This window comes from Vreelandella venusta, from assembly GCF_044809155.1.
Classification (GTDB): domain Bacteria; phylum Pseudomonadota; class Gammaproteobacteria; order Pseudomonadales; family Halomonadaceae; genus Vreelandella; species Vreelandella venusta_B.
This window is the reverse complement of record NZ_CP085241.1, coordinates 3,121,611-3,147,671: the sequence shown is the minus strand read 5'-3', so window position 1 is coordinate 3,147,671 and position 26,061 is coordinate 3,121,611. Positions and strand designations below refer to the sequence as shown.

Genomic DNA, 26,061 nt, shown 5'->3' with positions numbered 1-26,061 from the left:
CTAATGAAGTGGTTACTCTTGTGCCGCGTTTTTCTTCGCTTTAAGGCGTGCTAACACATCGTGAGCTTTGCGTTCTTGACCACCGATACCCGCCGCTTTCAGACGGGCTTCCAGCGAACTGCCGCTCTCTTCTGCGGCCATATCATCGGCGGCCTGCATTTGCGCCGAATTAAGTTGCTGGCGCTCTTTAATGCGCTCCAGTGACTCCATAGCGCTGCCCATGGCGCTGTTCTGACCTGAATGGCGAGCCGCTACGGCGGACTGGGCTTTTTGCGCCGATTCCGTCGCCTTCACCACGCTAACCTGCTGCTTAAGCTGGCGAAGCTGGTTGTCGGTGCCGCGAATCGCACTGCGCAGTTTTTCGATGCTGGCATCGTACTCACTCACAATGGCGCGTTCTGCTTCCAGATCCTCCTGGAGCGCTACCATACGCTCAGCGACTTCCACGGCAAGCGCTTCTTCGCCTTTATCCAGCGCGGCCTCGGCACTTTTTTCCAGCTCGGCGATTTTGCTTTCCAGGGTGTCCGCTTTATTGCTATTCAGCTGGCGCTGGCCCATCAGGCGGGTGAGTTCGGTTTTAGATTGGCCTAGGTGGTTTTCTGAGTCGCGGATTTCCTGGTCTAAAATGCGCAGCGCCTGAGAATCCACCACGGCTTGACCAGTTTCATTCGCTTTACCGCGCAGGGCAGTCATAATTTTGCTTAACATAGATAATCTCACGAGTAGGTTGATGCGGTAGTGACAATGCCAATAAGTGATCAGCTATCAGCGTCAGATAAAATGCGTTTGTATCAGTTCGGCGACGTCCATAGCGGCGCTGGCCGTGGCGTGTAGCTCGGCGCAAATTGACTCAAGTTTTGAGTCGCCAAACAGCTGACCGTAAGCCACGTAAAGATCGCGCCCGTCAATCTCGACAATACCCACGGAGGCCAGCGGTAGCGAAATGCCTTGGCGCAGCAGCACTTCGTTAAGTTCGGCGGCGTTGTTGACGCTGTCGACGGCGGCAATGGGTGCCATGGCGACCCACTCATTTTCGCTGCGCGATAGGGTCATCGACAGGTTGCCGTAATCGTTAAGCTCCCATATCAGCGTCTGATTAGCTTCATCAAAGCTGATCGTGCCTTTAGGCCACTCAAGGGCTGTCTCTGAAGCGTTGTTGGGGGCTTTCTGGCTGACTAAGTTATATAGCGCGGTGGCGGTGATGCCGTTGGTAAACGTAGGTGTGTCCAAAGCGACTTTCTCCATCGTTCTATAAGGGGTTTCACCTTAACACCAAGCGACGTAAATGGTTCAGTTTAGTCAATGGCTGTTAATGATGTAGACGTCTATTTAGGTGGGGGAATGGTCCTTGCCAACATGAGGCGCAGCACGGACACTCGCGCTAGGCGTTTGCTATGCCGCAGGATGCAAGCGACCAATCGCCAGTTCTATGCCAGGAAGTGCATAGGTGAGTACCCAATGTGCGAGCATGGGACAACGGCAAGACCGAGTAGAGGGGAGTGTTCAATGCTAGATAACCTAAGCCATAGTGTTCTGGCGGGTCAGCTCTTTGGCTTGGTGGCGCTGGTGATATGCGTGGTGGCTTTTGCCAGCAAAAACGACGACAGATTATTAGTGCTGCTGATCTCCGCCAATGTGGCCTTTGCGCTGCAGTTTGTCTTTTTTGAAAGCTGGACGGCGGCCGCACTCACCGTACTCGTGATTGTGCGCATTGTGCTGGCCCGACGCTATATGGGCAGCAAAGCCGTTATGCTGGGCGTGCTGTTAGCCAGTGCTATTGCCGCTGTTTTTACGTGGCAAAGCTGGGTGGATATTCTGCCCATGGCGGCCATGGTAATGGGAACCGTAGGCATGTTTTTGCTGCGCGGCATCGCCATGCGGGTATGCCTAGGGCTGGCCGCCTTCTCGTGGATGCTCAACAACCTGCTCATTGGCGCGATCGGCGGAACTATCGCGGAAGGGCTGATTGTGGTCACCAATATCGTCACCATCATTCGTTTAGTGCGGGCCAAGCGCAGATATCCTGACGTATTCGAAGATCCAGAGGGGCTTGATCCCATCACTAAGAAAAACCGCCCGACCTAGCATCGCCCAGTAATCAAGATAGCCTGCTGCATTAACGCTACTCGCCTTCCTGCTGCGCCAGAATAACTGTTAGAAAGCCCTCGCCGTAATCTGCCAACTTGCGCGCGCCGATGCCGGAGATTGCGCCCAGTGCTGCTAGGCTCTGAGGTTTCTGCTCGACCATTTCGGCCAGGGTGGCGTCGTGGAAAATCACATAGGCGGGCACGCCCTGGGCTTCGGCAAGCTCCCGGCGGTGCTGGCGCAGTGCCTCCCACAGTGGGCCGTGGCTGTGCGTGGCAGAGACTTTGCTGCCTCGCCGAGCCGCTTTAGCCTTACTGGGTTTGTTGATTGGCTTGCGAAGGGTGAGGTCCTGTTCGCCGCGCAGTACCGGCTTTGCGTTAGCGGTGAGCTTGATGCCGCCATGACCCTCCATATCCACGCTTAAAAAACCGCTGGCAATCAGCTGCCTAAAGAGCGCCTTCCATTCGCTGGCGGAGAGGTCTTTGCCTATGCCGTAGGTGCTGAGTCTGTCGTGACCAAAGCGAGTGATGCGCTCGTTGCTTTTACCTAGCAGTACATCCACCAGATAGGTCACACCAAAGCGCTGCTCGGTGCGGTAGACACACGACAGCGCCTTCTGTGCCGCTACGGTGGCCTCCCAGGTCTCGGGTGGGGTTAGGCAGTTGTCGCAGTTACCGCAGGGCGCATCCAGGTGATCGCCAAAGTAATGAAGCAGCGCCTGACGGCGGCAGCTGATGATTTCACACAGCCCCAACATGGCGTCGAGTTTCTGCTGCTCAATGCGCTTTTGATGGTCAGCAGCGCTGGAGCCCTGCTGCATCTGGCGCAGCGTGATCACATCCTGTAGCCCATAGGCCATCCAGGCATCGGCAGGTAGGCCGTCGCGCCCGGCGCGGCCGGTCTCTTGGTAGTAGGCTTCGATACTCTTGGGCAGGTTCAGATGCGCCACAAAGCGCACGTCGGGTTTGTCGATGCCCATGCCGAAGGCGATGGTGGCAACAATCACCACGCCATCTTCACGCAGAAAGCGGGCCTGATGGTGCTGGCGCTGCTCGGCGGGAAGCCCGGCGTGGTAGGGAAGTGCCGTCAGCCCTTGGCGCTCTAGCCAGGCGGCGGTCTCCTCCACTTTGCGTCGTGAAAGGCAGTAGACGATACCTGCCTCGCCATCGTGGTGCTCGCGGATAAAGCGCAGCAGCTGTTCCTTGGCGTTGCCCTGATTTTCGGCGATATGGTAGCGAATGTTGGGTCGGTCAAAGCCGCTGTTGTAAAGCGCCGCCTCCTGGAGCTGCAGGTGCTCCATAATATCGCCCCGGGTGGGCACATCGGCGGTGGCGGTCAGGGCGATGCGCGGCACCTGGGGGAAACGTTGATGAAGCTGGGAGAGCTGGCGATACTCCGGGCGAAAATCGTGGCCCCACTGTGAGACGCAGTGGGCTTCATCAATGGCGAACAGCGCTATCTGGGTTTGTTCCAGCAGCATCTGCATACGTGCCGTGGCCAGACGCTCGGGCGCAACATACAAAAGATCCAACTCGCCTGCTCGCAGGCGGTTCTCCACCTCGACTGCCGCGTGATAATCGAGGCTGGAGTTAAGGTAAGCCGCCCTGACCCCGTTCTGCTCCAGTGCCGCAACCTGGTCCTGCATCAGGGCAATCAGCGGTGAGACCACAATCGCGGTGCCTTCGCGCAGCAGTGCAGGGATCTGGTAGCACAGCGACTTGCCACCGCCGGTGGGCATCAACACTAATGCATCGCCACCGGCCATCACATGCTCAATAATCGCCTGCTGGGGGCCGCGAAAGCTGTCGTAGCCAAATACCTCCTGCAGCACCTTGAGGGCTGCAGGATGGGGATCGCCGTGCATCAATGCTCTCCTTGTCGCGTGCTTGAGGGAGAATTGTCGCACGAAACCCTAAGGAATTTTGCCTAGCGAATCCCTGCCCGTAAAAACGACTGCACGAACTGGCGCTGAAAGAGCAAAAAGGCGATGAGTAAAGGGGCGATACTCAGCAGCGTCGCGGCGCTAACGGTGGCCCAGTTAACGCCGGTTTCGGGCGCGGAAAAAACGCCTAAGCCCACCGTGAGCGGGCGGCTCTCTACTGAGTTGGTGACCACTAGCGGCCAGATAAAGTTATTCCAGTGGTGGCTAATCGAGACCAGCCCGTAAGCTAAATAGGTAGGCTTGGCGAGCGGTACATACACCTTCCACAAAATTTCTAGCCAGTTGCAGCCTTCTATGCGGGCGGCGTCTTCCAGCTCCCTTGGGATGGTTTTAAAGGTTTGGCGAAGCAAAAAAATCCCCAGGGCGCTGGCGACATAAGGCAGGCCAATACCGGTGATGGTGTTGATCAACCCCAACTCGCTGGCGATGCGGTAGTTCTCCACAATCAGCACTTCGGGGAATACAAAGAGCTGAATCAGCACCAGCATAAACAGTACGTTTTTGCCGGGAATCGGAAAGCGTGCAAAAGCAAACGCCGCCAAGGTACACACGATAAACTGGCCGATCACTACCCCGGTGACGAGAGCAAAGGTGTTTAGGTAGTAGCGTGCAAAGGGCGCCTGAGACCATGCATTGGTGAAGTTCTCCAGCGTCAGTGGGGCAAATAGAGAAAAATTCACCATAAACTCGCTAGGATGGAAGGCGGCCCAAAAGGCATACAGCAGGGGAAAGACCCAGATAATCGCCAGCAGCCATGCGGCCACGGTTTCCAGCGATGGAATAGATACGTAACGAGAGCGGAGCGAGACCGTTTTTGAAGGCGATAAGGTTGAACTCATTGGTAATGGGTCCTGCGGTCTAGGATCGTGAACTTAAGCGTGGCGACGACGGCCAGTACCAGCAAAATGACCACCGTAATGGTGGCTGCCGTGGTGCGGTCAAAGAATGAAAATGCGTTCTCATACACGTAATAAAGCAGTAAGTTGGTGGCGTTGTTGGGCCCGCCTTTAGTCAAGATAAATAGATGATCGACGACTCTTATCGCATTGATCAAAGCGTTAATGAGCACGAATAGCGTGGTGGGCATTAATAGCGGGAAGGTAACTCGCCAGAAGAAGCTCCAGCGGCTGGTGCCCTCAAGGTCGGAAGCTTCTTTAAGCTCAGGGGCGATGCCCTGTAGCGCCGCTAAGTAGAAAATCATAAAAAAGCCGGCTTCTTTCCATACCGACATCACAATCACCGAGCCTAGCGCCATATTGGGGTCTCCAAGCCAGTTCACCCCTGAAAACCCTAATGCGCCGAGCAGGTTGTTAAACAGGCCAATCTGCGGGGCGTAGAAAAACATCCAGATATTAGCAGCTGCGATCATGGGCAGAATGGTGGGCGTAAAGTACGCCATGCGCACAAAGCCGCGCCCCGGAAGCTTGCTGTTAACGAACAGCGCCATGCCCAAGGCCAACGCGATAGACGTTGGAATCGTACCCACAGCGTAAATTAAGTTGTTGCGCGCTACCTTCCAAAACGTGGGGTCATCAAACAGCACCTGATAGTTTTCGAGTCCCACAAACTCGGCAGGTGCGCCGCGAAAGCCGGGTAAAAACAGGCTGTTAATCACCGTTGTGATCGTAGGCAGATAGGCGAACGTGGTTAACAGTACTGCGGCGGGCAGTAGCAGCAGGGCGCCATATAACTGCATTCGCCGATAAGAGGTTACGTTCATAGGCGTACCGCAAGTTTGTTAAAAAGCCGGGGCAAGCCCCGGCGAGCAATGGCAATCGCACACGTTTTACAACACTAGCGAGCGTAGCGGCGTAGCGCCCCATCGGCTTCTTGCTGGGCTTGGTTGAGCGCTTCTTCTGGCGACATCTGGCCGGTTAACGCAGCTTGTACGGCGTTATCCAGTGCACGGCGGATGCGTCCGCCCTGGTAGGTGGAAAGCTCCGCAGTGCCGTGTTCAAGCTGGTCACGGGCCACCGCCGCTGGCGCGAACTCTTCCACATAGCGTTGCAGCGCGTCTGTCTCATAAGCGGCGGGGCTAACGCCCATATAGCCAGTTTCAATCGACCAGGCAGCGGCACGTTCGGGGGCGGTCATCCAGCGAATAAAGGTCATCGCCGCGCGCTGTTCTTCTTCCGTCGCATCTTCAAAAATGTAGAAGTTGCCGCCGCCGGTGGGGCTACCCCGCTGGGTGTTCATCGGCAGCATAGCGACGCCAAAATCAAAATTAGCCTCACTCCGCACGGCGGTTAAGTTGCCCGTGGTGTGCCACATCATCGCGGTGGATTCTTCGAGGAAGTTCTGGCGCAGTGTGCCCCACTCAATGGTGCCGTCGGGCATGGCATTGTGCTCAGTGGTTAGCGATACCCAGTACTCAAGCGCTTCAATGGCGGCTGGGTCGTCAAAGTAGACCTCGGTGCCGTCTTCGCTCATTAAGCGGTGGCCGTTCTGAAACGCGAAGGCCTGGAACATCCAGTAGGGATAGCCAGTCGACGGCACCATCACGCCCCACTGCTCGCCGTTGGAGGCTTCGCGAATGGTAGCGGCCATCTCGGCCATCTCTTCCCAGTCCTCGGGGGGCGTTTCGGGGTCTAGGCCAGCGGCCTCAAAGGCGTCTTTGTTCCAGAACAGTACAATGGTCGAGCGCTGGAAAGGGATGCCGTAGGTTTTACCATCTAACTGACCGTTTTCCATCAAGCCAGGGTAGAAGCCATCGAGCCATTCGCGCTCTTCGTCAGTTTCGATTAAATCATCGAAGGCGACGATGGCGTTCTGCTCAATCAATTCATAGAGATCGATAGAGAACATAACCGATAGCTGAGGGGGATCACCCGCTTCCATTGCCGACATCGCCCGCACGCGGGTGTCGTCGTAGTTACCGGCGTAGATCGCTTCGACGTTGATATCCGGGTGCTCACTTTCAAACTCAGCGACTAAGTTATCGACGACGTTGGTTAGCGCACCGCCCACCGCGACTGGGTAGTACATGGTCAGATCGACGCTATCCGCGTTTACCTGGGCGGCGCTGAACAAGCCCGCTGCCAGGGCAGTCATTGCAAAAGGGGTACGCAAGCGCATAAGAGACTCCACAATTGTCATAATGCTGTCATTGCTGGAAAGAGCCCACCGCCGGTGGACGAGGAACACCCCGAAGGGCGTTGGATAAAGCGTGTGGCGTTAAGTCATCCCGGCGCAGGCCGTCACTCCCAAACAGGTGGGCGCTTTCACGTGCCCAGCGGAGGCGGCAAGGCTGACCGGCAAGCGCGTGTTTACCGCTCATGCGAACCCTTACGGTATTGCTGCCGACGGTGACATGGGCAATCGTATCGGCCCCCAGGTACTCATCGCTGATTACCATGGCGGGTACGCCTGGGGCTGACGTGGTGCTTAGCTCAATATCTTCCGGGCGGATGCCTAAATGCCCCCCTGCGGCCTCTATGGGGGCAACCGGTGTGCTGGTTTCGCCTTCAATAACGGCGCCATTCTCATTGGCCACCAATGGCAGCAAATTCATGGCAGGGCTGCCGATAAAGCTTGCTGCAAAGGTGCTGGCGGGGCGGTTATAGAGCTCGTCGGGGGTGTCATCCTGCACGATTTTGCCGTCCTGCATCAGAATCACGCGGTCGCCCATGCTCATGGCTTCCACCTGGTCATGGGTCACGTAAATCACCGTCATGTTCAGGCGGCTTTGCAGCGCTTTGATTTCCCGACGCATATCACTACGTAGCCGGGCATCCAGGTTGGAGAGTGGCTCGTCCATCAGGCAGATTGGATGTTCAGAAATAACCGAGCGCGCTAGCGCAACCCGCTGGCGCTGGCCACCGGAAAGCTGGGCGGGTTTGCGGTCTAGGTAATCGGTTAAATCAACCAGTTCGGCGACTTTCGCCAGCCGCTGGCGCTGCTCATCTTTGGGCACTTTGCGGCTGCGCAGGCCAAACACGATATTGTCGGCCACGCTTAAATGCGGAAACAGCGCGTAGGACTGAAACACCATGCTGAGGCCACGGTCGCCGGGCGGCAGGCGTGTAACGTCGCGTTCGCCAATATGAATGTGTCCGTCACTGGCTTCTTCTAGGCCAGCGATCATACGCAGCGTGGTGGATTTTCCGCAGCCTGAAGGGCCAAGCAGAATGACGAACTGCCCAGGGGCAATATCAAACGAGATACCATCGACAGCGGTGGAGGCGCCCCAGCGTTTAGTGACGCCCTCTAAACGTATTCGCGATTGGTTTGACATAGCACACACATCACCGGCTGTTGGTTGTTATTGAGTCAGCTTGTGTTGAAGGTGTTGCCGTTTCATGACACTTACATGGATGGTTGATGACAGCAGCTGTGTCAAGCAGAAAATCACTTGGCGACTTTGATGCCATAGCGCTGAAGTCTGCGCACCACGCTGGATTGGCTGATGCCCAGCCGTTCGGCGATGGCATAAGTACTGGGGAGCGTGTTGCTCAGCTCTTCAAGTGTTTCTCGCTCCAGCCGCGCTAGGTACTGCTTGAGGGTTTCCTGGGGCTCGAGTGCTACTGCCGAGGCTACTGGCGCGGCGTTCGGCAAACTGGCTGGGAGCTGCTCGGCGTGTGGGAGCACGGCGGGCACCTCGATTTGGTCGGTGGGGCTTGAGAGCCAGGCTCTTTCTAACCAGTTTTCCAGCTCGCGGACGTTACCCGGCCATTCACTCCCCATTAGCGTCGACCAAACGCGGGTATCAAGAATTTTTCGTCGACCGTAGCGCTGGTTTAGCCGGCTTAAACACGCTTCGACCAGGTCGGGGATATCCTCCCGGCGGTCGCGCAGCGGCGGTAGGGTGACCGGAATCACATTGAGGCGATAATAAAGGTCTAGACGAAACAGCCCGGCCTCTACCTGCTTAGCCAAATCCTGGTTGGTGGCCACGACCAAGCGAAAATTGACCTTGCGTGAACGGGTGTCGCCCAGACGCGACAAACTACCGTCCTGAATCACTTTGAGCAGTTTGGTTTGCATCAGCAGCGGCAGTTCACCAATTTCATCCAGAAACAGCGTGCCGCCTTCCGCCTGCTCTAACAGGCCCGCCTTTCCCTGCCGCGCGGCACCGCTGAAGGCGCCGGGCTGATAGCCAAACATCTCAGACTCAAACAGGTTTTCGGGAATTGCCGCGCAGTTAACGTCAATAAAGGGGCCGTTACAGCGCTGGCTCCAGCGGTGTAGCTGCTTGGCGAATGCCGTTTTACCTACGCCAGACTCCCCCAGCATCAGCACATTGGCATCCGATGGGGCGACTCGCTTGAGTAGTAACGCAATTTCGCGCATCACGCTGCTGCGTACCTGCAAATTATCCAGGGCGTCATCCAGCGCCTGCTCCTCGGCATCCGGGGCTGCCTGGCTGCGTTTTAAGTGTTCGCTAAAGCGTTTTTGCAGCAGCGCGTATTCGTCCTGTAATAACTGCAGGTCGGTTAAATCCCGCGAGCGGCTGATAATACGTTCGAGCTTGCCATCGACGAACACAGGGTAGGCTTCGGCAATGACTCGGCGACCTGTGCCGGTTATCTGCATAAGCTGTGCAGGCTTGCGGGTGCGCATCACTTCCAGAGTAATAGACGGTTTAAGCACGCCGGCGGCTTGGAGCTGATGAACACTGCTGGAGAGCAGCTCTTCTCGCGAAGCGCCGTAAACCGCTTCAGCGCCTGGGCTAATATCGACTATTTGTCCATCGCCACTGACGATAAAGAAGTGGTCGTTGGCGGTCTCCACAATGGTTTGTAGTACGCGCTTGTCTATCTCACTCATTTAGTGCCACTCACGTGAAGCCAATGATGTCTGCTCTTTTTTTGATTCATTTTTGAATTATTGATGCATATATGAATTGCCTGAGTGCTTTTTCGATTCATTTTTGCATCAATTGGCTGGTAATCCTACCTGTTTAGGGCATCTACGACTTGGCATGGTCTGTGCAATGTTTAAAAGAGATAGCTAAGGCAGCGCCTTAATAAAGATGCGTCAACCACGCTAAAGCGTCACAACAAATCCAAGGAGATGTTTATGTCGGAGTTTAATCAGCCCCTAGGTGGCAACACCATGCCACGCTTCGCAGGCCCTGCCACCATGATGCGCCTGCCTACTCAAGACACTGCCGAGGGATTAGACGCGGCATTTATTGGCATCCCCATGGATATTGGCACCTCAAACCGCCCCGGCACGCGGCTTGGCCCGCGTCAGATTCGCGATGAGTCGCGTATGCTGCGCCCCTACAACATGGCGACCCGCGCCGCGCCGTTTGAAAGCTTGCAAGTAGCTGATATAGGCGACGTACCGATCAATACGTTTCACCTGCCGAAAAGCGTCGACATCATCACCGCCTTTTACGATGACGTGCTGAAACATGACTGCATTCCGCTGACTCTGGGCGGTGAACACACGCTGACGCTGCCTATCCTTCGCGCCATGGCCAAAAAGCAAGGCCCGGTGGGTCTGATTCATATTGATGCCCACGCCGATGTTAACGAGCACATGTTTGGCGAGCCGATTGCTCACGGTACACCGTTCCGTCGCGCGCAAGAAGAGGGCTTGTTAGCCCACGGTAAAGTGGTGCAAATAGGTCTGCGCGGCACTGGCTACGCCGCTGAAGATTTTGACTGGTGCCGCGATCAAGGCTTTCGCGTCGTGCCCGCCGAGGAGTGCTGGTACCGCTCGCTAGCGCCGCTGATGCAGGAGGTGCGTGAGCAGATGGGCGATATTCCGGTGTATATCAGTTTCGACATTGATGGTTTAGATCCTTCCGTTGCACCGGGCACCGGCACCGTTGAAATGGGTGGCCTGACGTCTGCTCAAGGATTGGAGATTGTGCGTGGTGCCGCTGGCCTTAATATCGTCGGCTGTGATCTGGTGGAAGTGTCACCCCCCTATGACCCTAGCGGAAACACCGCCCTAATGGGCGCCACGCTGCTGTACGAAATGCTTTGTGTACTGCCGGGCGTTAAACGTAGTGATTAATGCCAACCGAATAGCTAACGCATAAATAGCTATCAAACAAAAAAAGCGCCGACCTAACAACGCCGCCAGCCCACCTCCAATAATTACTTCCAATGGGTGACCTCTATGTCGTATAGCAATGATAAATCGGAGCAGCCGTCCCCCTCGGCACCGATACCCCGCGCGCATTTACTGAAGTTTCTGATTCCTTCACTGATTGGGGTGCTGCTGTTTCTAATCCCCTTTCAAGTGGGTGACTCCATTAATATTGGCATGGGCCTAATGGCCGATGGCCTGCAAACCCTGCTGGGCGCTGCGCTGCCTGCCCTTGCCGTGGTGATACTCTGCTTATCCGTCGTGGTAACGCTGTATGCCAAAATCGCCCAGCCTGCCTGGATAAAAAGTGGCCCCTTTCACGATATGTTTGATGTAGGGGCTATTTGGGTGGTGATGCGCGTACTAGGCGCCATTTTTGTTCTGATGACCTATTTCCAGTTTGGGCCAGAGTTCGTCACTGCTTCCTTTACCGGTGGCGTGATGCTCAACGATTTGGCGCCGGTGCTGCTGACGTTCTTCTTCTTTGCGGCGGTGCTGCTGCCGTTTTTGGTTGAGTTCGGCTTTATGGAGTTTATCGGCACCATGGTGCGTAAACCGTTTCGGGTGATTTTTAATCTACCCGGGCGGAGTGCTATCGATGCCACCGCCTCGTGGATGGGTTCGGGTACCGTAGGCGTTTTGATTACGGCTCAGCAGTACGAGCAGGGCTACTACAATGGTCGCGAGGCGTCGGTGATTGCCACCAACTTTTCCGTTGCTTCCATCGCTTTCAGTCTGTTAGTGATCAACTTCATTAACCTTAATCATCTCTTTGTACAGTTCTACTTAACGGTGGTGGTATCCGGGTTAATCGCCGCAGTTATCGTCTCGCGCATTCCACCACTGTCGCGTAAATCCGATGACTACTATGAGCCAGTCGGCTGTCAGTTAAGCGAAGAGCGTACTGAAAATGTGGGCTTGTTCCGTTACAGCCTGTTGCAAGCCACCCGCCGGGCAGGCAGTGCGCCGGGGCCACGGGAGCTAGCCCGCCTAGCGCTACTCAATGTCATTGATATCTTCCTAACGCTGCTGCCGCTGGTCTTTGCGATCGGCACCGTGGCGCTGATTTTAGCCGAATTTACGCCGCTGTTTACCTGGCTCTCTTACCCTATGGTGCCGGTGCTGGAGCTGCTGCGTATTCCTGAAGCTCAGGCGGCGGCTCCTGCTACGCTGGTAGGGTTTGCCGATATGTTCTTACCGGCGGTGTTGGCGACCAACATCGAAAGCGAGCTGACCCGTTTCGTGATTGCCTGTCTTTCCATGACGCAGTTGGTGTATATGTCGGAAATTGGCGCGCTGCTGCTCAAGTCGAAAATTCCCATCAAGTTCTGGGAGCTGGCGGTCGTTTTCCTACTGCGAACTGCCATTACGCTGCCGATCATTGCCTTTATGGCCCACACGTTTTTCTTCTAAGGGGCCTGCAATGAACACTGACGTAACGAACGCTGATGCTAAGAACAGCTATGCAACCATGACCTGTGCTGAGCTACTGATTCGCCTGCTGCGCGATACTTACGGGGTGCGCACCCTATTCGGCATTCCCGGCGTGCACACGGTGGAGCTGTATCGCGGCTTGGAAGGCAGCGATGTAAGGCATATCACCCCGCGCCATGAGCAGGGTGCCGGGTTTATGGCCGATGGCTATGCCCGCGCCAGCGGCCAGCCGGGGGTGTGTCTGATTATCACCGGGCCGGGGATGACTAATATTGCCACCGCCATGGGCCAAGCCCTGGCGGACTCCATACCCATGCTGGTGATCTCCAGCGTGAACCGCCGAGACACCTTGGGCTTAGGCCAGGGGCGGCTGCATGAATTGCCCAGCCAGCAGCAGATGATCAGCGGTGTGGCGCGGTTTAGCCACACGCTGTTGGATGCCAATACGCTACCCGACGTGCTGGCCCGCGCCTTTGCTATCTTCAATGGGGCGCGCCCAGGTCCGGTGCATGTCGAAATCCCTATCGACTTGTTTAATGCGCCAGTCAACGTACCGGCTAGCTGGCAAGCGCCTACGTTATATCGGGCAACGCCTGATCCAGATGGGCTTGCTGAAGCCGCTCGCTTGTTGCACGCAGCGAAGCAGCCTTTAGTGCTGTTGGGCGGTGGCTGTGTTTCAGCGCCAGCGGCAGCGCGGGCATTGATAGACAAACTCGATGTTCCAACGGTCACCACCATTAATGCCAAAGGAGTGCTAGGCCGCGACCACCCGTTGGACTTGGGCGCGAATGCGGCGCTGCCCGCAGTGCGTGCATTAGCGGCCAATGCTGATGTGATTATGGCCATAGGCACCGAGCTAGGGGAGACCGATTACGACGTAGTGTTTGATGATGGTTTTCACCTCAATGGTACGCTGATTCGTATTGATCTCGACCCTGAGCAGCTGGTGCGCAATCAGCGTACAACGCTTGGCTTAGTGGGCGACGCTGGGCGTAGCCTGGAACTGTTGCTAGCTCACTTCTCTGCCCCATTGAAGCGGAACGGCGTTGAGCGAACTGCCGAGGCTTTGAGCGCTTTGAATCTGGCAAACGATCCTGCCTTTAGCGACTTCGTGCCGCTTTATAAAACCTTGGCTGATTATTTGCCTGAGGCAATTTTGGTGGGCGACTCCACTGCGCCCGTGTATGCCGGTAATCATCTGGTCAGTCAGCCAGCGCCAAGGCGTTATTTTAATGCCTCAACGGGTTACGGCACCTTGGGCTATGGACTGCCGGCGGCGCTGGGCGCACAGCTGGCGCGGGCGGATCTGCCGGTAGTGGCACTCGTCGGCGATGGCGGGGTGATGTTTACGCTCTCGGAAATCGCAACCGCCGTAGAGGCGCGCCTGCCGGTAGTGATTTTGCTGTGGCACAACGCCGGTTATGAAGAAATTCGTCGCTATATGGATGCCAACGGCGTGGCTCGCTTGGGCGTGGATATTCAAGCGCCCAACTTTCTCACCCTGGCCGAAGGCTTTGGTTGCCCTGGCGTTTTGGTAGAAAGCCCAGCCGAGCTCGCCAGCGTGCTTGCCAACCGTGCAACCAACGGGCCGTTACTGGTCGAAATTGACGCCGCTGCTTGGCAAAAAAGCCTGACTTCATCAGGAGATAATAATGAAAAGTAATCACGTAGTTGGCCAGGACACACTCTCCGCTGATAACGTTGAACACAGCCTTGGGCTGCCGGGAACCTTTGCGCTGTGGCTAGGCGCCAACGTGGTAGTGACCACGATTCTCACCGGCATGTTTTTAGTCCCCGACCTGACCTTCCAACATGCGATGCTGCTGATCTTGATTGGTTCGGCGGTCGGCATCATCCCGCTGGTATTGATCGGGGTGATGGGCCAGCAAACCGGCATGACCACCATGGTGCTGGCGCGAGGTACTTTTGGCAGAAAAGGCGCTAATTTCCCCGCCTGGGTGAATCTGTTGGCGCTGATTGCCTGGAGCTGGATTCAGGCGCTGCTTGCCGGCATGAGTCTGGACTACGCCGTGGAAAGCCTGACCGGTTACTCCAATGTCGCGCTCTTCACGGTTATCTGTGAATCCCTGGTGGTACTGATTGCTCTGCGTGGCCACCTGGGAATCGAGAAAGTCGAAAAAATAGCGGCACTGCTGATGCTGGGACTCTCGGCGGTGGTGCTGTTCGCGCTCAATCGCCACTATGATCTGCCGAGCATCACCCAACTGGAGCCCGAAGGCGTGTTGGGCGGCGGCGTGGTGTTCGATATCGTGGTAGCGACGGCTTTCTCCTGGATCCCATTGGCGGCGGACTATAACCGCCACTGCCGCTCGCTAAAAGCTGCCGTTGTGGGCACCTGGGGCGGTTACGTGGTGGCAACACTGGTAGCGATGGGGCTGGGTGCCACGGTGTCAGCGCTGTCGATCAGCGTAGGCATGGAGCCCACCTACGACCCGACGACCCTGCTCAGCGGCTTCGGTTTCGGACTGCCCGCCGCCCTGGTGATTTTCTTTTCAGTGCTGACCACCAACGTGATGTGCGTCTACAGCGCGACGCTTTCGTTCATGAGCGTGCGTCCCAAAGTACCGTTCTGGAAACCGGCATTAATCATTGGTGTGGTGTCAGTGGTAGGCGCGCTGATCCCCGGCATTCTTGACCAGTTCCAGACCTTCCTGTTGATTATCGGCAGCGTCTTTATACCGGCCTTTTCCCTGATGATCGTGGATTACTATCTGCTGGGGCGTGAGCGCTATACCTCGGCACAGCTGATCCAGGCTGAACATAGCCTACCCGCCTTCAACTGGCTGGCGCTTGGCAGCTACGCGGTCGGGGCGTTACTGGCTTACTACTGGAACTGGGTCGCGCCGCTTGATTTTGGCGCATCGCTGCCGGTTTTCGTGCTCACCGGCGCGCTCTATTTCGTGGTCAGTAAGGCGACTGTTGCAAAGCGGGTAACCGTATGAGCCTGCAGCGCATCAATAAAAAGCAGTGGTACCGTACCGCTCCCAAGGCGGACGGTATTACCCTGATCGACGAGCCGTGGATCAAGCCGTTTTACCGCTGCAATATCTGGCATGTGCAGGGCAGCAAGCGGGGCATGGTCGTGGATTTTGGGCTAGGTGCTGTGCCGTTACGCCAGCACGTGGCGCAGCTTGCCGAGCGTGATCTTTTGGCAGTAGCCAGCCACACGCATTTTGACCATATTGGCGCCGCCCACGAGTTTGGCTGTTGCCATGTGCATGCCAGCGAGGCAGAGATTCTTGCCTCACCCGACAACGCGCGCACCCTGGCAGACCAGTTTCTCAGCGATGACATGTTTGAGGCGCTACCCGCAAAGCCATACTCCCACGCGGGCTACCGCATCACGGCGCCGCAATTGGTATCCCCGTTAGAGGACGGCGAGATACTGGATTTAGGCAATCGTCAGTGGGAGGTGATTCACACGCCGGGGCACTCCCCTGGGGGGATCGCCTTGTGGGAAGCAGCAACCCAAACGCTGATTTCGGGCGATCTGATTTACGATGGCCCGTTAATCGAAGACCTCTGGCACAGCGATCTTACCGACTACGCTGCCAGCATGCGCAGGCTGCGTAAGCTGCCCGTTCGCACCGTGCACGGCGGCCATTTCCCCAGCTTTAGCGGCCAGCACCTAACCCAACTTATCGATGATTGGCTTCGCCAACACGACCTTTAAAGGAGCCACGGCAATGCCCATAACCTCCCAGACCGATTACCCTTCGGTGGTTGACCACCAATTCATCAACAACCAGTGGGTGCCCTCGGCGGGCACCCGCCTGCTTGACGTGATGAACCCCTATCGCGAAGTGCGGATTGCCCAGGTAACCGCCGGGGATGCGGCGGATGTCGACGCCGCGGTAAAAGCCGCCCAGCAGGCGCAGCCCGCCTGGCAGGCGCTGGGCGGAGCGGCACGTGCAGCGTATCTCGATGGATTCGCCGATGCGCTGGAGGCCCGCCGAGACTCGATTATCACGCTTTCAGCGACCAACAACGGTAAGCCGCTCGCAGAAGCGGAGATCGATCTCGACGACGCGATTGCCTGCTATCGTTACTACGCCGGGCAGGCCAAGGCGCTGGATGCCCGCCAGGGCGAGTTGGTTAGCGTGGAAATGGAAGGCGTTGAGGCGCGCACATATCACGACCCCGTGGGCGTCGTGGGGCTGATCGCGCCGTGGAATTTTCCGCTGGTGACCAGCGCCTGGAAGCTGGCCCCCGCGTTGGCAGCCGGTTGTACCGCGGTGCTCAAACCGTCGGAAGTCACGCCACTCCCCGAGCGGGTGCTGGCAGACATAGCCTTGGAGATTGGCCTCCCCGCAGGTGTGTTCAACCTGCTGAATGGCGACGGTGAGGGCATCGGCGCGCCGCTAACCAACCATCCTGACGTGGATAAAATCTCCTTTACCGGCAGTAACCGAGTAGGTGAAACGGTCATGCAAGCTGCCGCCGCTCGCACCGCCAACGTCTCCCTGGAGTTGGGCGGAAAGTCTCCGATCCTAGTGATGGAAGACGTCGACCCGCAACAGGCCGCCGACTGGGTAATGGCGGGGATCTACTTCAATGCCGGGCAAATTTGCTCTGCGACCTCGCGGTTATTGGTGCATGAAGACGTAGCAGAAGCACTCTATACCGCCCTTGCCGAGCGGATGGATGCGCTAACGCTAGGCGACCCGCTTGCTGAAGGCACCGACTTAGGGCCTTTGACCAGCGCCAAGCAGCGTGATGCCGTGCAGCGCTATTTGGATATTGCCGAACAGGAAGGGCTGACGATCGTGCGCGATGGTAAACACCGCACGCTGCCCGCTCAAGGCTACTTCCTCGCACCCACGCTTTACCGTGACGTGCCGCTAGAGAGCCGTTTATGGCAGGAAGAAATTTTTGGCCCGGTGCTCTGCGGCCGTAGCGTGGCAAGCGAAGCCGAGGCTATCCAGCTTGCCAACGACAGTGCCTATGGCTTGGCGGCCACGGTGGTTAGCGGTGACCCCGAGCGGGCAAAGCGTATTGGTCGCCAGCTTAAGACGGGCAGCATTTGGTATAACAGTGAGCAGTTGGTGCTCCCTGAAACCGGTTGGGGCGGTTTCAAGCGCAGCGGTATTGGCCGTGAGCTTGGCCCCTGGGGACTAAGCGCTTACCTGGAAGTGAAGCATGTGGTTGGGCCGTGTTAGCGCCTGCTGGGCATCAATATTTAGGCATGAACTTCTGGCATGGCATAACGCCGGGTCGATTTCCCGGCTTTTACCACCTGCCCCGGCACGTCATGGCCGATAAGGTCAGGAAGGGTGGCGGCAACCTCAAGCAGTGCATCCAAATCGACGCCGGTATCGACGCCCATGGCCTCAAACATATGCACCAAGTCTTCGGTACATACGTTGCCTGTCGCCCCAGGGGCGAAGGGGCAGCCGCCCAGCCCACCGAGCGAGGAGTCAAAGCGGGTAATACCCGCCTGCCAAGCGGCCAGCGCATTGGCTAAGCCCATGCCGCGGGTGTTGTGGAAGTGCAGCGTGAACGGCGTTTTCGGCCAGCGCTCAAGCACAGCTTCACACAGGCGCTTCACCTGGGCGGGGTTGGCCATGCCGGTGGTGTCGCATAGCGTGACGCCCTGAATACCCAGGTCAATAAGTTGTTCAACCAGCTCCAGCACCCGCGCTTCGGGTACTTCACCTTCAAAGGGGCAGCCAAAGGTCGTTGAGAGCGAGGCGTTGATAAACACGCCGTTACCTTTATTCGTCTCTAAATTATTGCAGACCTCTAAAATCGCCGCGAACTGCTCGAAAGATTGTTCCGGCGTCATGCGCAGGTTAGCCAGCCCGTGGCTATTGCTGGCCGACATCACCAGATTGATCTCATCCACCTGGCAGGCAAGCGCTCGCTCGGTGCCCTTCACGTTGGGCACCAGCACGGTGATATCGACCCCTTCCCGGCGCTGGATGCTGGTCACCACATCGGCGGCATCGCGCAGATTGGGAATCGCTTTGGGTGAAGTGAACGACGTCGCTTCAATGCGCCTCAAACCGGTGGTGGAGAGCGCGTCGATCCAGCGGATTTTCTCTTCCGTGGGCACAAAACGCGCCTCAATCTGCAGGCCGTCCCGGGGGGCAACTTCGTTGATCTCTACCTTGGTAGGGCAGGGTGAACATTGGCTCATGACAAACTCCCTAGATAATGCCCGCTTGGCGCAGCTTGGCGCGGGTTTCGTGATCAATACCCAACTCATCCAATACGTCGTCGGTATGCTGACCAAGCGTCGGGCCACCGTCGCCGATTCGCCCAGGGGTAGCGCTAAGTTTTGGCAGCACGCCGGGTACTTTTAGCGGTTTGCCGTTGGGGCGGGTAAAGGTTTGAATCATCTCCCGCGCCAGATAGTGGGGATCAAAGGCGATATCTTCCGCCGTATACGGATAGCCCGCAGGCACGCGTGCGTCATCCAGGGCTTGCAGAATGGCATCCCGAGGGCGCTCTTCGGTCCACGCCTGAATCGCGGCATCAATCATCTCAGCTTGCTGGCTACGCCCATCGTTATGCGCCAGAGCCGGGTCGTTGCCGAGATCATCGCGGCCGATAACACTCATTAAGCGTTTGAAGATGCTGTCGCCATTGCCGGCGATCAGTACGTAATCGCCGCTCTGGCAACGATAGGCGTTGGAAGGCGTAATGCCGGGCAGGGCGCTGCCGCTCGGTTCGCGAACCTGGCCGCTGGCATCGAACTCAGGCAGCAGGCTCTCCATCATCGCAAACACCGACTCATACAGCGCGACGTCGATTTCCTGGCCCAAGCCACTGCGGTTGCGCTCCTGAAGCGCCAGTAGCGTGCCAATCACCGCGTAGAGCGCGGAAAGCGAATCACCAATACTCACCCCAACGCGGACCGAAGGTTCTCCCGGCTGGCCAGTGAGGTAACGCAGCCCGCCCATGGCTTCGCCAATCACGCCAAAACCGGGTTTGTCTCGGTAGGGGCCTGTCTGCCCGTAGCCGGAAATATGCACCATGATCAGCCGAGGGTTGAGTTTTGAGAGCGCTTCCCAACCTAGCCCCCAGTTGTCTAGCGTGCCGGGGCGGAAGTTTTCCACTACCACATCGGCCTCGGCGGCAAGCTGGCGTACCAGACCTTGGCCCTCTTCACTACGCAAATCCAGCGCCACCGAGCGCTTGTTGCGGGTCTGCACATGCCACCACAACGAGGTACCATCCTCTATCATTCGCCATTTGCGAAGAGGGTCACCGGTGCCCGGCGGCTCAATCTTAATCACATCGGCGCCGAATTCACCCAGCAGTTTGGTGGCGAAAGGCCCCGCAATCAGTTGGCCAAGCTCAAGCACTTTTAAGCCCTGTAGCGGAAGCTGGCGGGCTTCGGGAGCATTCATTAAGGCTGTCCTCTATTTATCGTTATCATCATTAATGGTCAGCATGCGTGAGACATTTAAAGGCGACAATTAGGCAATCAGTAACAAAGGGTTCGTCTGTGACGAAGGTGTGAGCTAGCATAAGTAGCTTGCCTTCAAGGAGTTCGTTTCATGCGCCGCTTCGATTTTGTCACCCTCAAACTGTTTATCTCCGTAGCGGACGAAGGCCGCCTGACCGCTGCTGCCGAGCGGGAACACCTCGCGCTCGCTGCGGTGAGCAAGCGAATAAGCGACCTGGAAGCGCTGGTGGGTACAACGCTACTCTATCGCCGCCCAAGAGGCGTGGAACTAACCCCGGCAGGCCAAGCGTTTTTGCACCATGCCCGGCGCATTATGGATAACATTGAGCGCCTGCAGGCTGAACTCAGCGAGTATGGCGAAGGTGTGCGCGGTCACGTGCGTATCCACTCCAACACCTCGGCGATCATTGCCTTTCTTCCCCAGGATCTCAGCGCTTTTTCTCGGCTTTACCCCGAAATTAAGATAGATCTTCAAGAGCGGGTCAGCAGCGAAATCATTGCCGCCGTGCGCGACGGGCTAACCGATATCGGCATTTTTGCCGGGCATGTGCCAGCGCCTGACCTCCAGCAGCTTTCTTATCGGCATGACCGGCTAGTGCTAATGACGCCTATTGATCATCCCTTGGCTGAGCGTGAAAGCATCGCCTTTAATGAAGCGCTGGCCTTCGATTTTATTGGCTTACAGCAGGACGCCTCGCTGCAATCGCTGCTGAATGAGCAGGCAAACTTAGCAGGCAAAACGCTGCGCATGCGTATTCAAGTGCGCAGCTTTGACGCTATATGCCGCATGATTCACCACGGCATGGGCGTTGGCGTACTGCCCGAGCAAACCATTTACCGTGAGCTGGGCGATTTGCAGCTTAAAAGCATCCCGCTGAGCGATCCTTGGGCACAACGCGAGCTGGTGATTGGCATGCGCCGCTACGCCTCGCTGCACGTCACTGCCCGGCACTTGGTGGATCACCTTACCCAAGGGCAAGAGCTGGTTAGTCCCGCAGTATGGTAGGTGCTGACCACTGCTGACAAAGCGGCATGACTTCTAAACGCGTGATGTTGACATGGGGCGGCAGCGAGGCCACATGCAGCGCCTGCTCGGCAATATCTTCCGGTTGCAGCGGCTGGGCGCCTTCGTAGTAACTATCTGCGATGTTGCTATCGCCTTTCATGCGCACCAGGGTAAATTCACTGGCAGTCATGCCCGGCGCTAAATCGGTCACCCGCACACCCTGCGGGCCAACATCGCAGCGCAGATTGTAGCTAAACTGCTCAACGAACGCTTTGGTGGCGCCGTAAACATGGCCGCCGGGGTAGGGCGTATGGGCAGCGATTGAGCCTAAATTAATCACTGTCGAGCCAGGCCCTGCGGCGATCAATTTAGAGAGTAAATGCCGAGTGACGGTGACTAGCCCTTTTACGTTGGTATCGATCATGCGGTACCAATCATCTAAGTCGGCGCTTTGCGCCGGGCCTTTACCTAGCGCCAGCCCGGCGTTATTGATCAGTGTATGCACATGTTGAAAGCGCTCGGGTAGCGCCGCCACGACATTGGCCACGGCCTGCGGGTCGCTTACATCCAACTGGGCGGTGTGCACCGGCACATGCTTTTCAAGCGTGGCTTGAAGGGCATCTAAGCGCTCCTTACGTCGGCCGGTTAGCACTAATGCCCAGCCTGCCTGAGCGAAACGATGGGCGCAGGCCAGGCCAATGCCCGAGGTAGCGCCGGTAATAAAAGCGACAGGTGCGGCTTCGTGCATCGTGAATGCTCCTAAGATGAACTGTTATTGGAAAGCAGCTGAATTGCCTATTGAGAGAGCCAAGTGATGCGGTTAGATATTCATCTTTGGTCGTACAGCCTGGGCAGGTGGCGTAAAACAGCGCGCTATAGCGACTTTTCTAGCCATCGTATTTTACGAAGCCAGCCTTCTTGAACGTCGATTTGAGACCCTTGGCTGGTTGTTTCAAGATCAAACAATCACCACACCCAATAACGACAACCGTAGAGAGTCATCCCATGCGGAAACAACTGCTTGCCACGCTGGCTACCTTAGGCATGCTAACGACGGCTCCGTTCGTCTTGGCTAATCCCATCGAAATTCAAGTTAACAACACCATGAGTGAGGGCGGTTCGGAAAGTGCCGCAGTAGAACGCTTTGCTGAATATTTAGAAGAGCAGGCCCCAGGCCGCTTTGACGTGCGCCCATTCCTGGCCGGATCGCTAGGCGGTGAGAACGCAATTCTGGAATTGCTCAACCTGGGTCAAACCCAGCTCTCCATCACCGGCGGTAACTGGCGGCAGCAGTATGCGCCAGAATACGATGCCATCACTGTGCCCTTCGTTTTCGCTACCTGGGATGAAGTCGACGCCTATATGGAAAGCCCTTCTGGCCAAGCGCTGATTGAGCAAGCGGAAAGCCAAGGCGGCATTAAATACTTCGGGACCCAGCACCGTGGCCCGCGCCACATGACTGCTAATAAAGCGATCCACAGCCCGGAAGATCTTGACGGGTTCCGCTTACGGCTGCCTTCGCTGCCAGTATGGCTAGAAGTGTGGGAAGAGATCGGTGCCCAGGTAGTCAACGTGCCTGCGCCAGAGATTTACCTAGCCATGCAAACGGGCCAGGTTGACGGTCATGAGAACTCGCTCTCATCGCCTTATACCCGTCGCCTGTGGGAAGTGCAGGATCACATCATCATGACCAGCCACGTGCAGTTCCCATGGAACTGGGTGGCGAGCTCACGCTGGTGGGAAGGGTTGGAAGCTGACGACCAGGCGTTGATTGAAGAGGCCATTCATGTGGCGCGTCAGCACGGTTCTGAGCGTGAACGCGAATTGGATGAGTACTATTTAGAAGCGCTGCAAGACGAAGGCATGACGATTATCGAGCCTGATATTGAAGCCTTCCGCGAAGCAGCATTACCAGCGATTGATCGTGTGATGGCTGAAATGGCCGATGGCGTTCGTGAAGATGCGCTGGGGAACCAGAGCGAGTAAGTCTCGTGTTTTGAAGGAATAACGACGGCCCATCGGGCCGTCGTTGTAGTTTAGTAAAAGAAAAAACATCAGGTAATAGCCTAGGAGTTCTGCTGTGGAAGACGCTGTAGCGCCCAGTAAGGGGCCAGATCGAATCGCTTTCTATATGCTGCGCGTCGTCACCCGCCTTTGCGATGGGGTAGGCGTGGCGTTAATGGCAGCCATCCTGCTGTTAATTGTAGCGGCCGTTATTGCCCGTGACCTGCTGGGGTTGGGCATGCCCTGGACGGAAGAAGTGGCGTCTATACTGGCCATCTACGCGATTGGCTTCGGTTCATTATCGGCCTGGGTGCGCAGCGAGCATCTGGTGGTCGATCTGTTCAGCCACAAGCTTTCCGGGCTGGGTAAAAATGTTCAGTACAGGCTCACTGCACTAATTTCTTGTGGTTTTTTTGTGCTCGCCGCCTGGGGCGCATGGATCATGTCGGACATGAGCGCCAACAATAAAACCGTCTCGTTAAGTATCAGTTTCAGCTATCTCTATTACGGCATCTTTTTCAGCTTTGTTGGCATGGCACTCATGGCCTTTTGGCAAACGTTGCGCGGCCCGGTGGTGTGGTTGGAAACATCCCATGAAGAGGAGTTCTCTCAACCATGACCGAACTACTGATTTTCGTCGGTGGCTTGTTAGTTCTGATGGCCATTGGCTTGCCCGTGGTGGTCGCCATTGGCGTGACCTCGTTTATCGCGTTATTCGCCACCGGTACCGGGGGGCTACCCGTCGAGTTACTCCCGCTGCGCATGGTGCAAACCCTCAATAACTTTACCCTGCTGGCGATTCCGCTGTTTATTTTGGCCGCCAATATTATGAATATCGGCTCAACCACCACGCGGATTTTCGACTTTGCCACTGCATTGGTGGGCTTTACCAAGGGCGGGCTTGGTCACGCTAACGTGGTGGCCAGCTCTATCTTTGCCACAATGTCGGGTACGGCCGTGGCCGATGCCGCTGGGCTTGGTAGTATCGAAATCAAGGCCATGAAAGAGCGCGGCTATGAGCTGGGTTACTCAACCGGCGTTACTGCCGCTTCCAGCGTCATTGGGCCGATTCTGCCGCCCAGCATCGCCTTAGTGGTATATGGCTGGTTGGCTAATGTGAGTATTGGCGGGCTGTTCATGGCGGGGCTGTTGCCGGGTATTTTGATGGCGCTGCTGCTGATGGGTATGACCGTGCTGCTGGCTGTTAGTGGCAAGGTGGTAATGCCCAAACCCACACCTTTTGACGCTTGTGAAGTCGCCCGCACCGGGAAACGTGCCATTTTGCCATTGATGATGCCCGCGATCATCGTCGGCGGTATTTGGGGCGGTTTTTTCACACCCACCGAGGCGGGCGCGATTGCCTCGCTTTACGCGGTGATTCTGGGCGGGCTGATCTACCGGGATTTGAACTGGCGGGATCTGTTTAACGCCTTCAGTCGTACGCTAATGTTCAGCGCGGTCATTTTGCTGATTATTGCGGTTTCCAGCTTCTATGGCTGGATATTGGTGCGCATGGGGATTCCTCAAGCGTTGGCGGGCCAAGTCGCCAGCATCGATATGCCGATGTTTGCGCTACTGCTCTGCTTTGCGCTGTTCTTCCTGCTGATCGGCTGCTTTATGTCGGTGATCGAAAGCATCCTGATTTTTACCCCGATTGTGGTACCTGCGGCACTAAGCGCCGGGTTAGACCCCGTTCACTTTGGTATCGTGATGGTGATTACGCTTTCAGTAGGGGTAATAACACCGCCGTTTGGCACGGTGCTATTTCTGATGGTGGGCATTACTCGGTTGCGCTACGGCCAAGTCGTCAGGGCGATAGTACCTTTCTTACTGCCGATTATTGCCACCATTTTGCTGTTGATCGCAATGCCAGGGTTGGCCACTTGGCTACCCAGCGTGATGGGGTATTAGGCGTTATTAGCCATGGTTTGTTCTTCGCCCCAATCAATGTCTTTATTGATTAAGGGCGAAGACAGAGGTCGAAGAAATCGCCTTTAAAACGTGTTCGCCTTAAAAGGCACGCTAGCCATCAGCATTAATGCGCTCAATAATCTCAGTAAGTGTGCTTTCAGCTTGGTCATTATCGATTTGGCAGGTGCCGGCATTTAGGTGGCCGCCGCCGCCGTAGCTTAAACACAGCTCGCCAACGTTGGTGTTGCTTGAGCGGTTGAGAATTGATTTGCCAATGGCTAGCACGGTGTTCTGCTGTTTAAGCCCCCACATAACGTGAATAGAGAGATTGCACTCGGGGTAGAGGGCATAAATCACAAAGCGGTTGGTAGCGTAAATGGTCTCTTCGTTACGCAGATCGAGTACGACTAAATTGCCATGCACGGTGGCGCAGCGCTGAATTTGCTGCTTGGCTAACGTTTCGTGTTCGCGGTAGAGCGCCGTGCGTTCGTGCACATCGTCGAGCGCCAGGATCTCTTCGATAGTGTGTTCGCGGCAGTAGTCAATCAGCTTCATCATTAGCTGGTAGTTTGAAATACGAAAATCGCGGAAACGACCTAAGCCCGTGCGCGCATCCATGATGAAGTTAAGCAGTACCCAACCTTGGGGGTTGAGTATTTCATCTTTATTGAACTGGGCAGAGTCGCCTTTGTCCACGGCCTCCATCATATCGTCCCAGCGGGCGGGGAATGCGTCATGGCCGCCGTAATACTCCCAGACCACACGGGCAGCGGATGGCGCATCGGCGTTAATGATGTGGTTGTCTGCCCGCTCCACATTACGCACGGTTTCGCTTAAATGGTGGTCGAAGGCCAAGTGGCATCCGGGCACGTAGGGTAAGTTGGTAGTGATGTCGTTGGCATTAATATCAATCTTGCCATCCTGCATATCTTTGGGATGCACGAAAGTGATGTCATCAATAAGGTTGAGGTGCTTGAGTAGTGCGCCGCATACCAAACCATCAAAATCGCTGCGGGTAACTAAACGATACGTGGGTGCTTGTTGCGTAGGCATTATTTTTCTCATGACAATGAAGGTTATTAGAAGATACCAGTAGTCACTAAGGGTTAAAACAAACCTGCTAGGCGAGTCGTCGCTTGCCTCAACGTTTTAGCCACTGTAACTCGGTCTTTTTTACTGCTTACTAGCGTTCGCCCCTTG

At 56.4% G+C, this 26,061-nt stretch carries 23 protein-coding genes; 11 read left to right on the top strand and 12 right to left on the bottom strand.

The genetic code is table 11. The features are described from left to right. Positions 1-12: 12 nt before the first annotated feature. Positions 13-708 carry a PspA/IM30 family protein gene (locus tag LG301_RS14635; RefSeq protein ID WP_404471887.1) on the bottom strand — a complete coding sequence of 232 codons (696 nt, stop codon included), beginning with the start codon at positions 706-708 and terminating at the stop codon, positions 13-15. 63 nt (positions 709-771) lie between these two features. After that, complete coding sequence (locus LG301_RS14630) at positions 772-1,230, bottom strand: DUF2170 family protein (protein ID WP_404471886.1); 459 nt, start codon at positions 1,228-1,230, stop codon at positions 772-774. Positions 1,231-1,506: 276 nt separating this feature from the next. Here LG301_RS14630 and LG301_RS14625 point away from each other — a divergent pair, with 276 nt between their 5' ends. Next, positions 1,507-2,085 carry a YgjV family protein gene (locus tag LG301_RS14625; RefSeq protein WP_404471885.1) on the top strand — a complete coding sequence of 193 codons (579 nt, stop codon included), beginning with the start codon at positions 1,507-1,509 and terminating at the stop codon, positions 2,083-2,085. 37 nt (positions 2,086-2,122) lie between these two features. Here the strand turns inward: LG301_RS14625 and recQ are convergent, their stop codons facing one another. From recQ to LG301_RS14595, 6 genes are all read right to left on the bottom strand, one after another. Then, positions 2,123-3,949, bottom strand: coding sequence for a DNA helicase RecQ (recQ, locus tag LG301_RS14620; protein ID WP_404471884.1), 1,827 nt, complete (start codon positions 3,947-3,949; stop codon positions 2,123-2,125). A 62-nt stretch (positions 3,950-4,011) separates the two neighbouring features. Then, entirely contained in the window at positions 4,012-4,866 is an 855-nt protein-coding gene (locus tag LG301_RS14615; RefSeq protein WP_404471883.1) for a carbohydrate ABC transporter permease, read from the bottom strand. Further along, on the bottom strand, positions 4,863-5,747 hold the full coding sequence (locus LG301_RS14610) for a carbohydrate ABC transporter permease (protein WP_404471882.1): 885 nt from the start codon (positions 5,745-5,747) through the stop codon (positions 4,863-4,865). Before LG301_RS14610 ends, LG301_RS14615 begins: the two co-directional genes overlap by 4 nt. 74 nt (positions 5,748-5,821) lie before the next feature. Then, a complete protein-coding gene (locus LG301_RS14605; RefSeq protein ID WP_404471881.1) occupies positions 5,822-7,102 on the bottom strand; it encodes an ABC transporter substrate-binding protein in 1,281 nt (426 codons plus the stop codon). A gap of 28 nt (positions 7,103-7,130) precedes the next feature. Continuing rightward, complete coding sequence (locus tag LG301_RS14600) at positions 7,131-8,261, bottom strand: ABC transporter ATP-binding protein (RefSeq protein ID WP_404471880.1); 1,131 nt, start codon at positions 8,259-8,261, stop codon at positions 7,131-7,133. A gap of 113 nt (positions 8,262-8,374) precedes the next feature. Then, on the bottom strand, positions 8,375-9,793 hold the full coding sequence (locus LG301_RS14595; RefSeq protein WP_404471879.1) for a sigma-54 interaction domain-containing protein: 1,419 nt from the start codon (positions 9,791-9,793) through the stop codon (positions 8,375-8,377). A 252-nt stretch (positions 9,794-10,045) separates the two neighbouring features. On the opposite strand from LG301_RS14595, the gene speB reads away from it, so the two are divergent. From speB to LG301_RS14565, 6 genes are all read left to right on the top strand, one after another. Continuing rightward, entirely contained in the window at positions 10,046-10,996 is a 951-nt protein-coding gene (gene speB, locus LG301_RS14590) for an agmatinase (protein ID WP_404471878.1), read from the top strand. A gap of 105 nt (positions 10,997-11,101) precedes the next feature. Further along, positions 11,102-12,484, top strand: coding sequence for a YjiH family protein (locus LG301_RS14585; protein WP_404471877.1), 1,383 nt, complete (start codon positions 11,102-11,104; stop codon positions 12,482-12,484). Positions 12,485-12,494: 10 nt separating this feature from the next. Continuing rightward, positions 12,495-14,168 carry a 5-guanidino-2-oxopentanoate decarboxylase gene (locus LG301_RS14580; protein WP_404471876.1) on the top strand — a complete coding sequence of 558 codons (1,674 nt, stop codon included), beginning with the start codon at positions 12,495-12,497 and terminating at the stop codon, positions 14,166-14,168. Beyond that, positions 14,158-15,468, top strand: coding sequence for a purine-cytosine permease family protein (locus LG301_RS14575; protein ID WP_404471875.1), 1,311 nt, complete (start codon positions 14,158-14,160; stop codon positions 15,466-15,468). The genes LG301_RS14580 and LG301_RS14575 overlap by 11 nt, the downstream gene beginning before the upstream one ends. Next, the gene (locus LG301_RS14570) at positions 15,465-16,199 is read left to right on the top strand and encodes an MBL fold metallo-hydrolase (RefSeq protein WP_404471874.1); all 735 of its coding nucleotides are present in this window, start codon (positions 15,465-15,467) and stop codon (positions 16,197-16,199) included. Before LG301_RS14575 ends, LG301_RS14570 begins: the two co-directional genes overlap by 4 nt. Positions 16,200-16,212: 13 nt before the next feature. Beyond that, on the top strand, positions 16,213-17,685 hold the full coding sequence (locus LG301_RS14565) for an aldehyde dehydrogenase family protein (protein ID WP_404471873.1): 1,473 nt from the start codon (positions 16,213-16,215) through the stop codon (positions 17,683-17,685). Positions 17,686-17,705: 20 nt separating this feature from the next. Here the strand turns inward: LG301_RS14565 and LG301_RS14560 are convergent, their stop codons facing one another. Together LG301_RS14560 and LG301_RS14555 are read right to left on the bottom strand one after the other, a co-directional pair. Then, the gene (locus LG301_RS14560; protein ID WP_404471872.1) at positions 17,706-18,665 is read right to left on the bottom strand and encodes a hydroxymethylglutaryl-CoA lyase; all 960 of its coding nucleotides are present in this window, start codon (positions 18,663-18,665) and stop codon (positions 17,706-17,708) included. 10 nt (positions 18,666-18,675) lie between these two features. Then, entirely contained in the window at positions 18,676-19,881 is a 1,206-nt protein-coding gene (locus tag LG301_RS14555; RefSeq protein ID WP_404471871.1) for a CaiB/BaiF CoA transferase family protein, read from the bottom strand. A gap of 150 nt (positions 19,882-20,031) precedes the next feature. Between LG301_RS14555 and LG301_RS14550 the strand changes: the two genes are divergently transcribed. Further along, positions 20,032-20,946: a LysR family transcriptional regulator gene (locus LG301_RS14550; RefSeq protein WP_404471870.1), complete on the top strand. Its 915-nt coding sequence runs from the start codon at positions 20,032-20,034 to the stop codon at positions 20,944-20,946. Here LG301_RS14550 and LG301_RS14545 read toward each other — a convergent pair. Beyond that, a complete protein-coding gene (locus tag LG301_RS14545; protein WP_404471869.1) occupies positions 20,927-21,694 on the bottom strand; it encodes an SDR family NAD(P)-dependent oxidoreductase in 768 nt (255 codons plus the stop codon). The genes LG301_RS14550 and LG301_RS14545 overlap by 20 nt on opposite strands. Positions 21,695-21,951: 257 nt before the next feature. Here LG301_RS14545 and LG301_RS14540 point away from each other — a divergent pair, with 257 nt between their 5' ends. From LG301_RS14540 to LG301_RS14530, 3 genes are all read left to right on the top strand, one after another. After that, positions 21,952-22,932, top strand: coding sequence for a TRAP transporter substrate-binding protein (locus tag LG301_RS14540; RefSeq protein ID WP_404471868.1), 981 nt, complete (start codon positions 21,952-21,954; stop codon positions 22,930-22,932). A 94-nt stretch (positions 22,933-23,026) separates the two neighbouring features. Then, on the top strand, positions 23,027-23,569 hold the full coding sequence (locus LG301_RS14535; protein ID WP_404471867.1) for a TRAP transporter small permease: 543 nt from the start codon (positions 23,027-23,029) through the stop codon (positions 23,567-23,569). Next, the gene (locus LG301_RS14530) at positions 23,566-24,861 is read left to right on the top strand and encodes a TRAP transporter large permease (protein WP_404471865.1); all 1,296 of its coding nucleotides are present in this window, start codon (positions 23,566-23,568) and stop codon (positions 24,859-24,861) included. The genes LG301_RS14535 and LG301_RS14530 overlap by 4 nt, the downstream gene beginning before the upstream one ends. A 111-nt stretch (positions 24,862-24,972) precedes the next feature. Here LG301_RS14530 and LG301_RS14525 read toward each other — a convergent pair whose 3' ends face one another. After that, the gene (locus LG301_RS14525; RefSeq protein ID WP_404471864.1) at positions 24,973-25,914 is read right to left on the bottom strand and encodes an exopolyphosphatase; all 942 of its coding nucleotides are present in this window, start codon (positions 25,912-25,914) and stop codon (positions 24,973-24,975) included. Positions 25,915-26,061 lie beyond the last annotated feature (147 nt).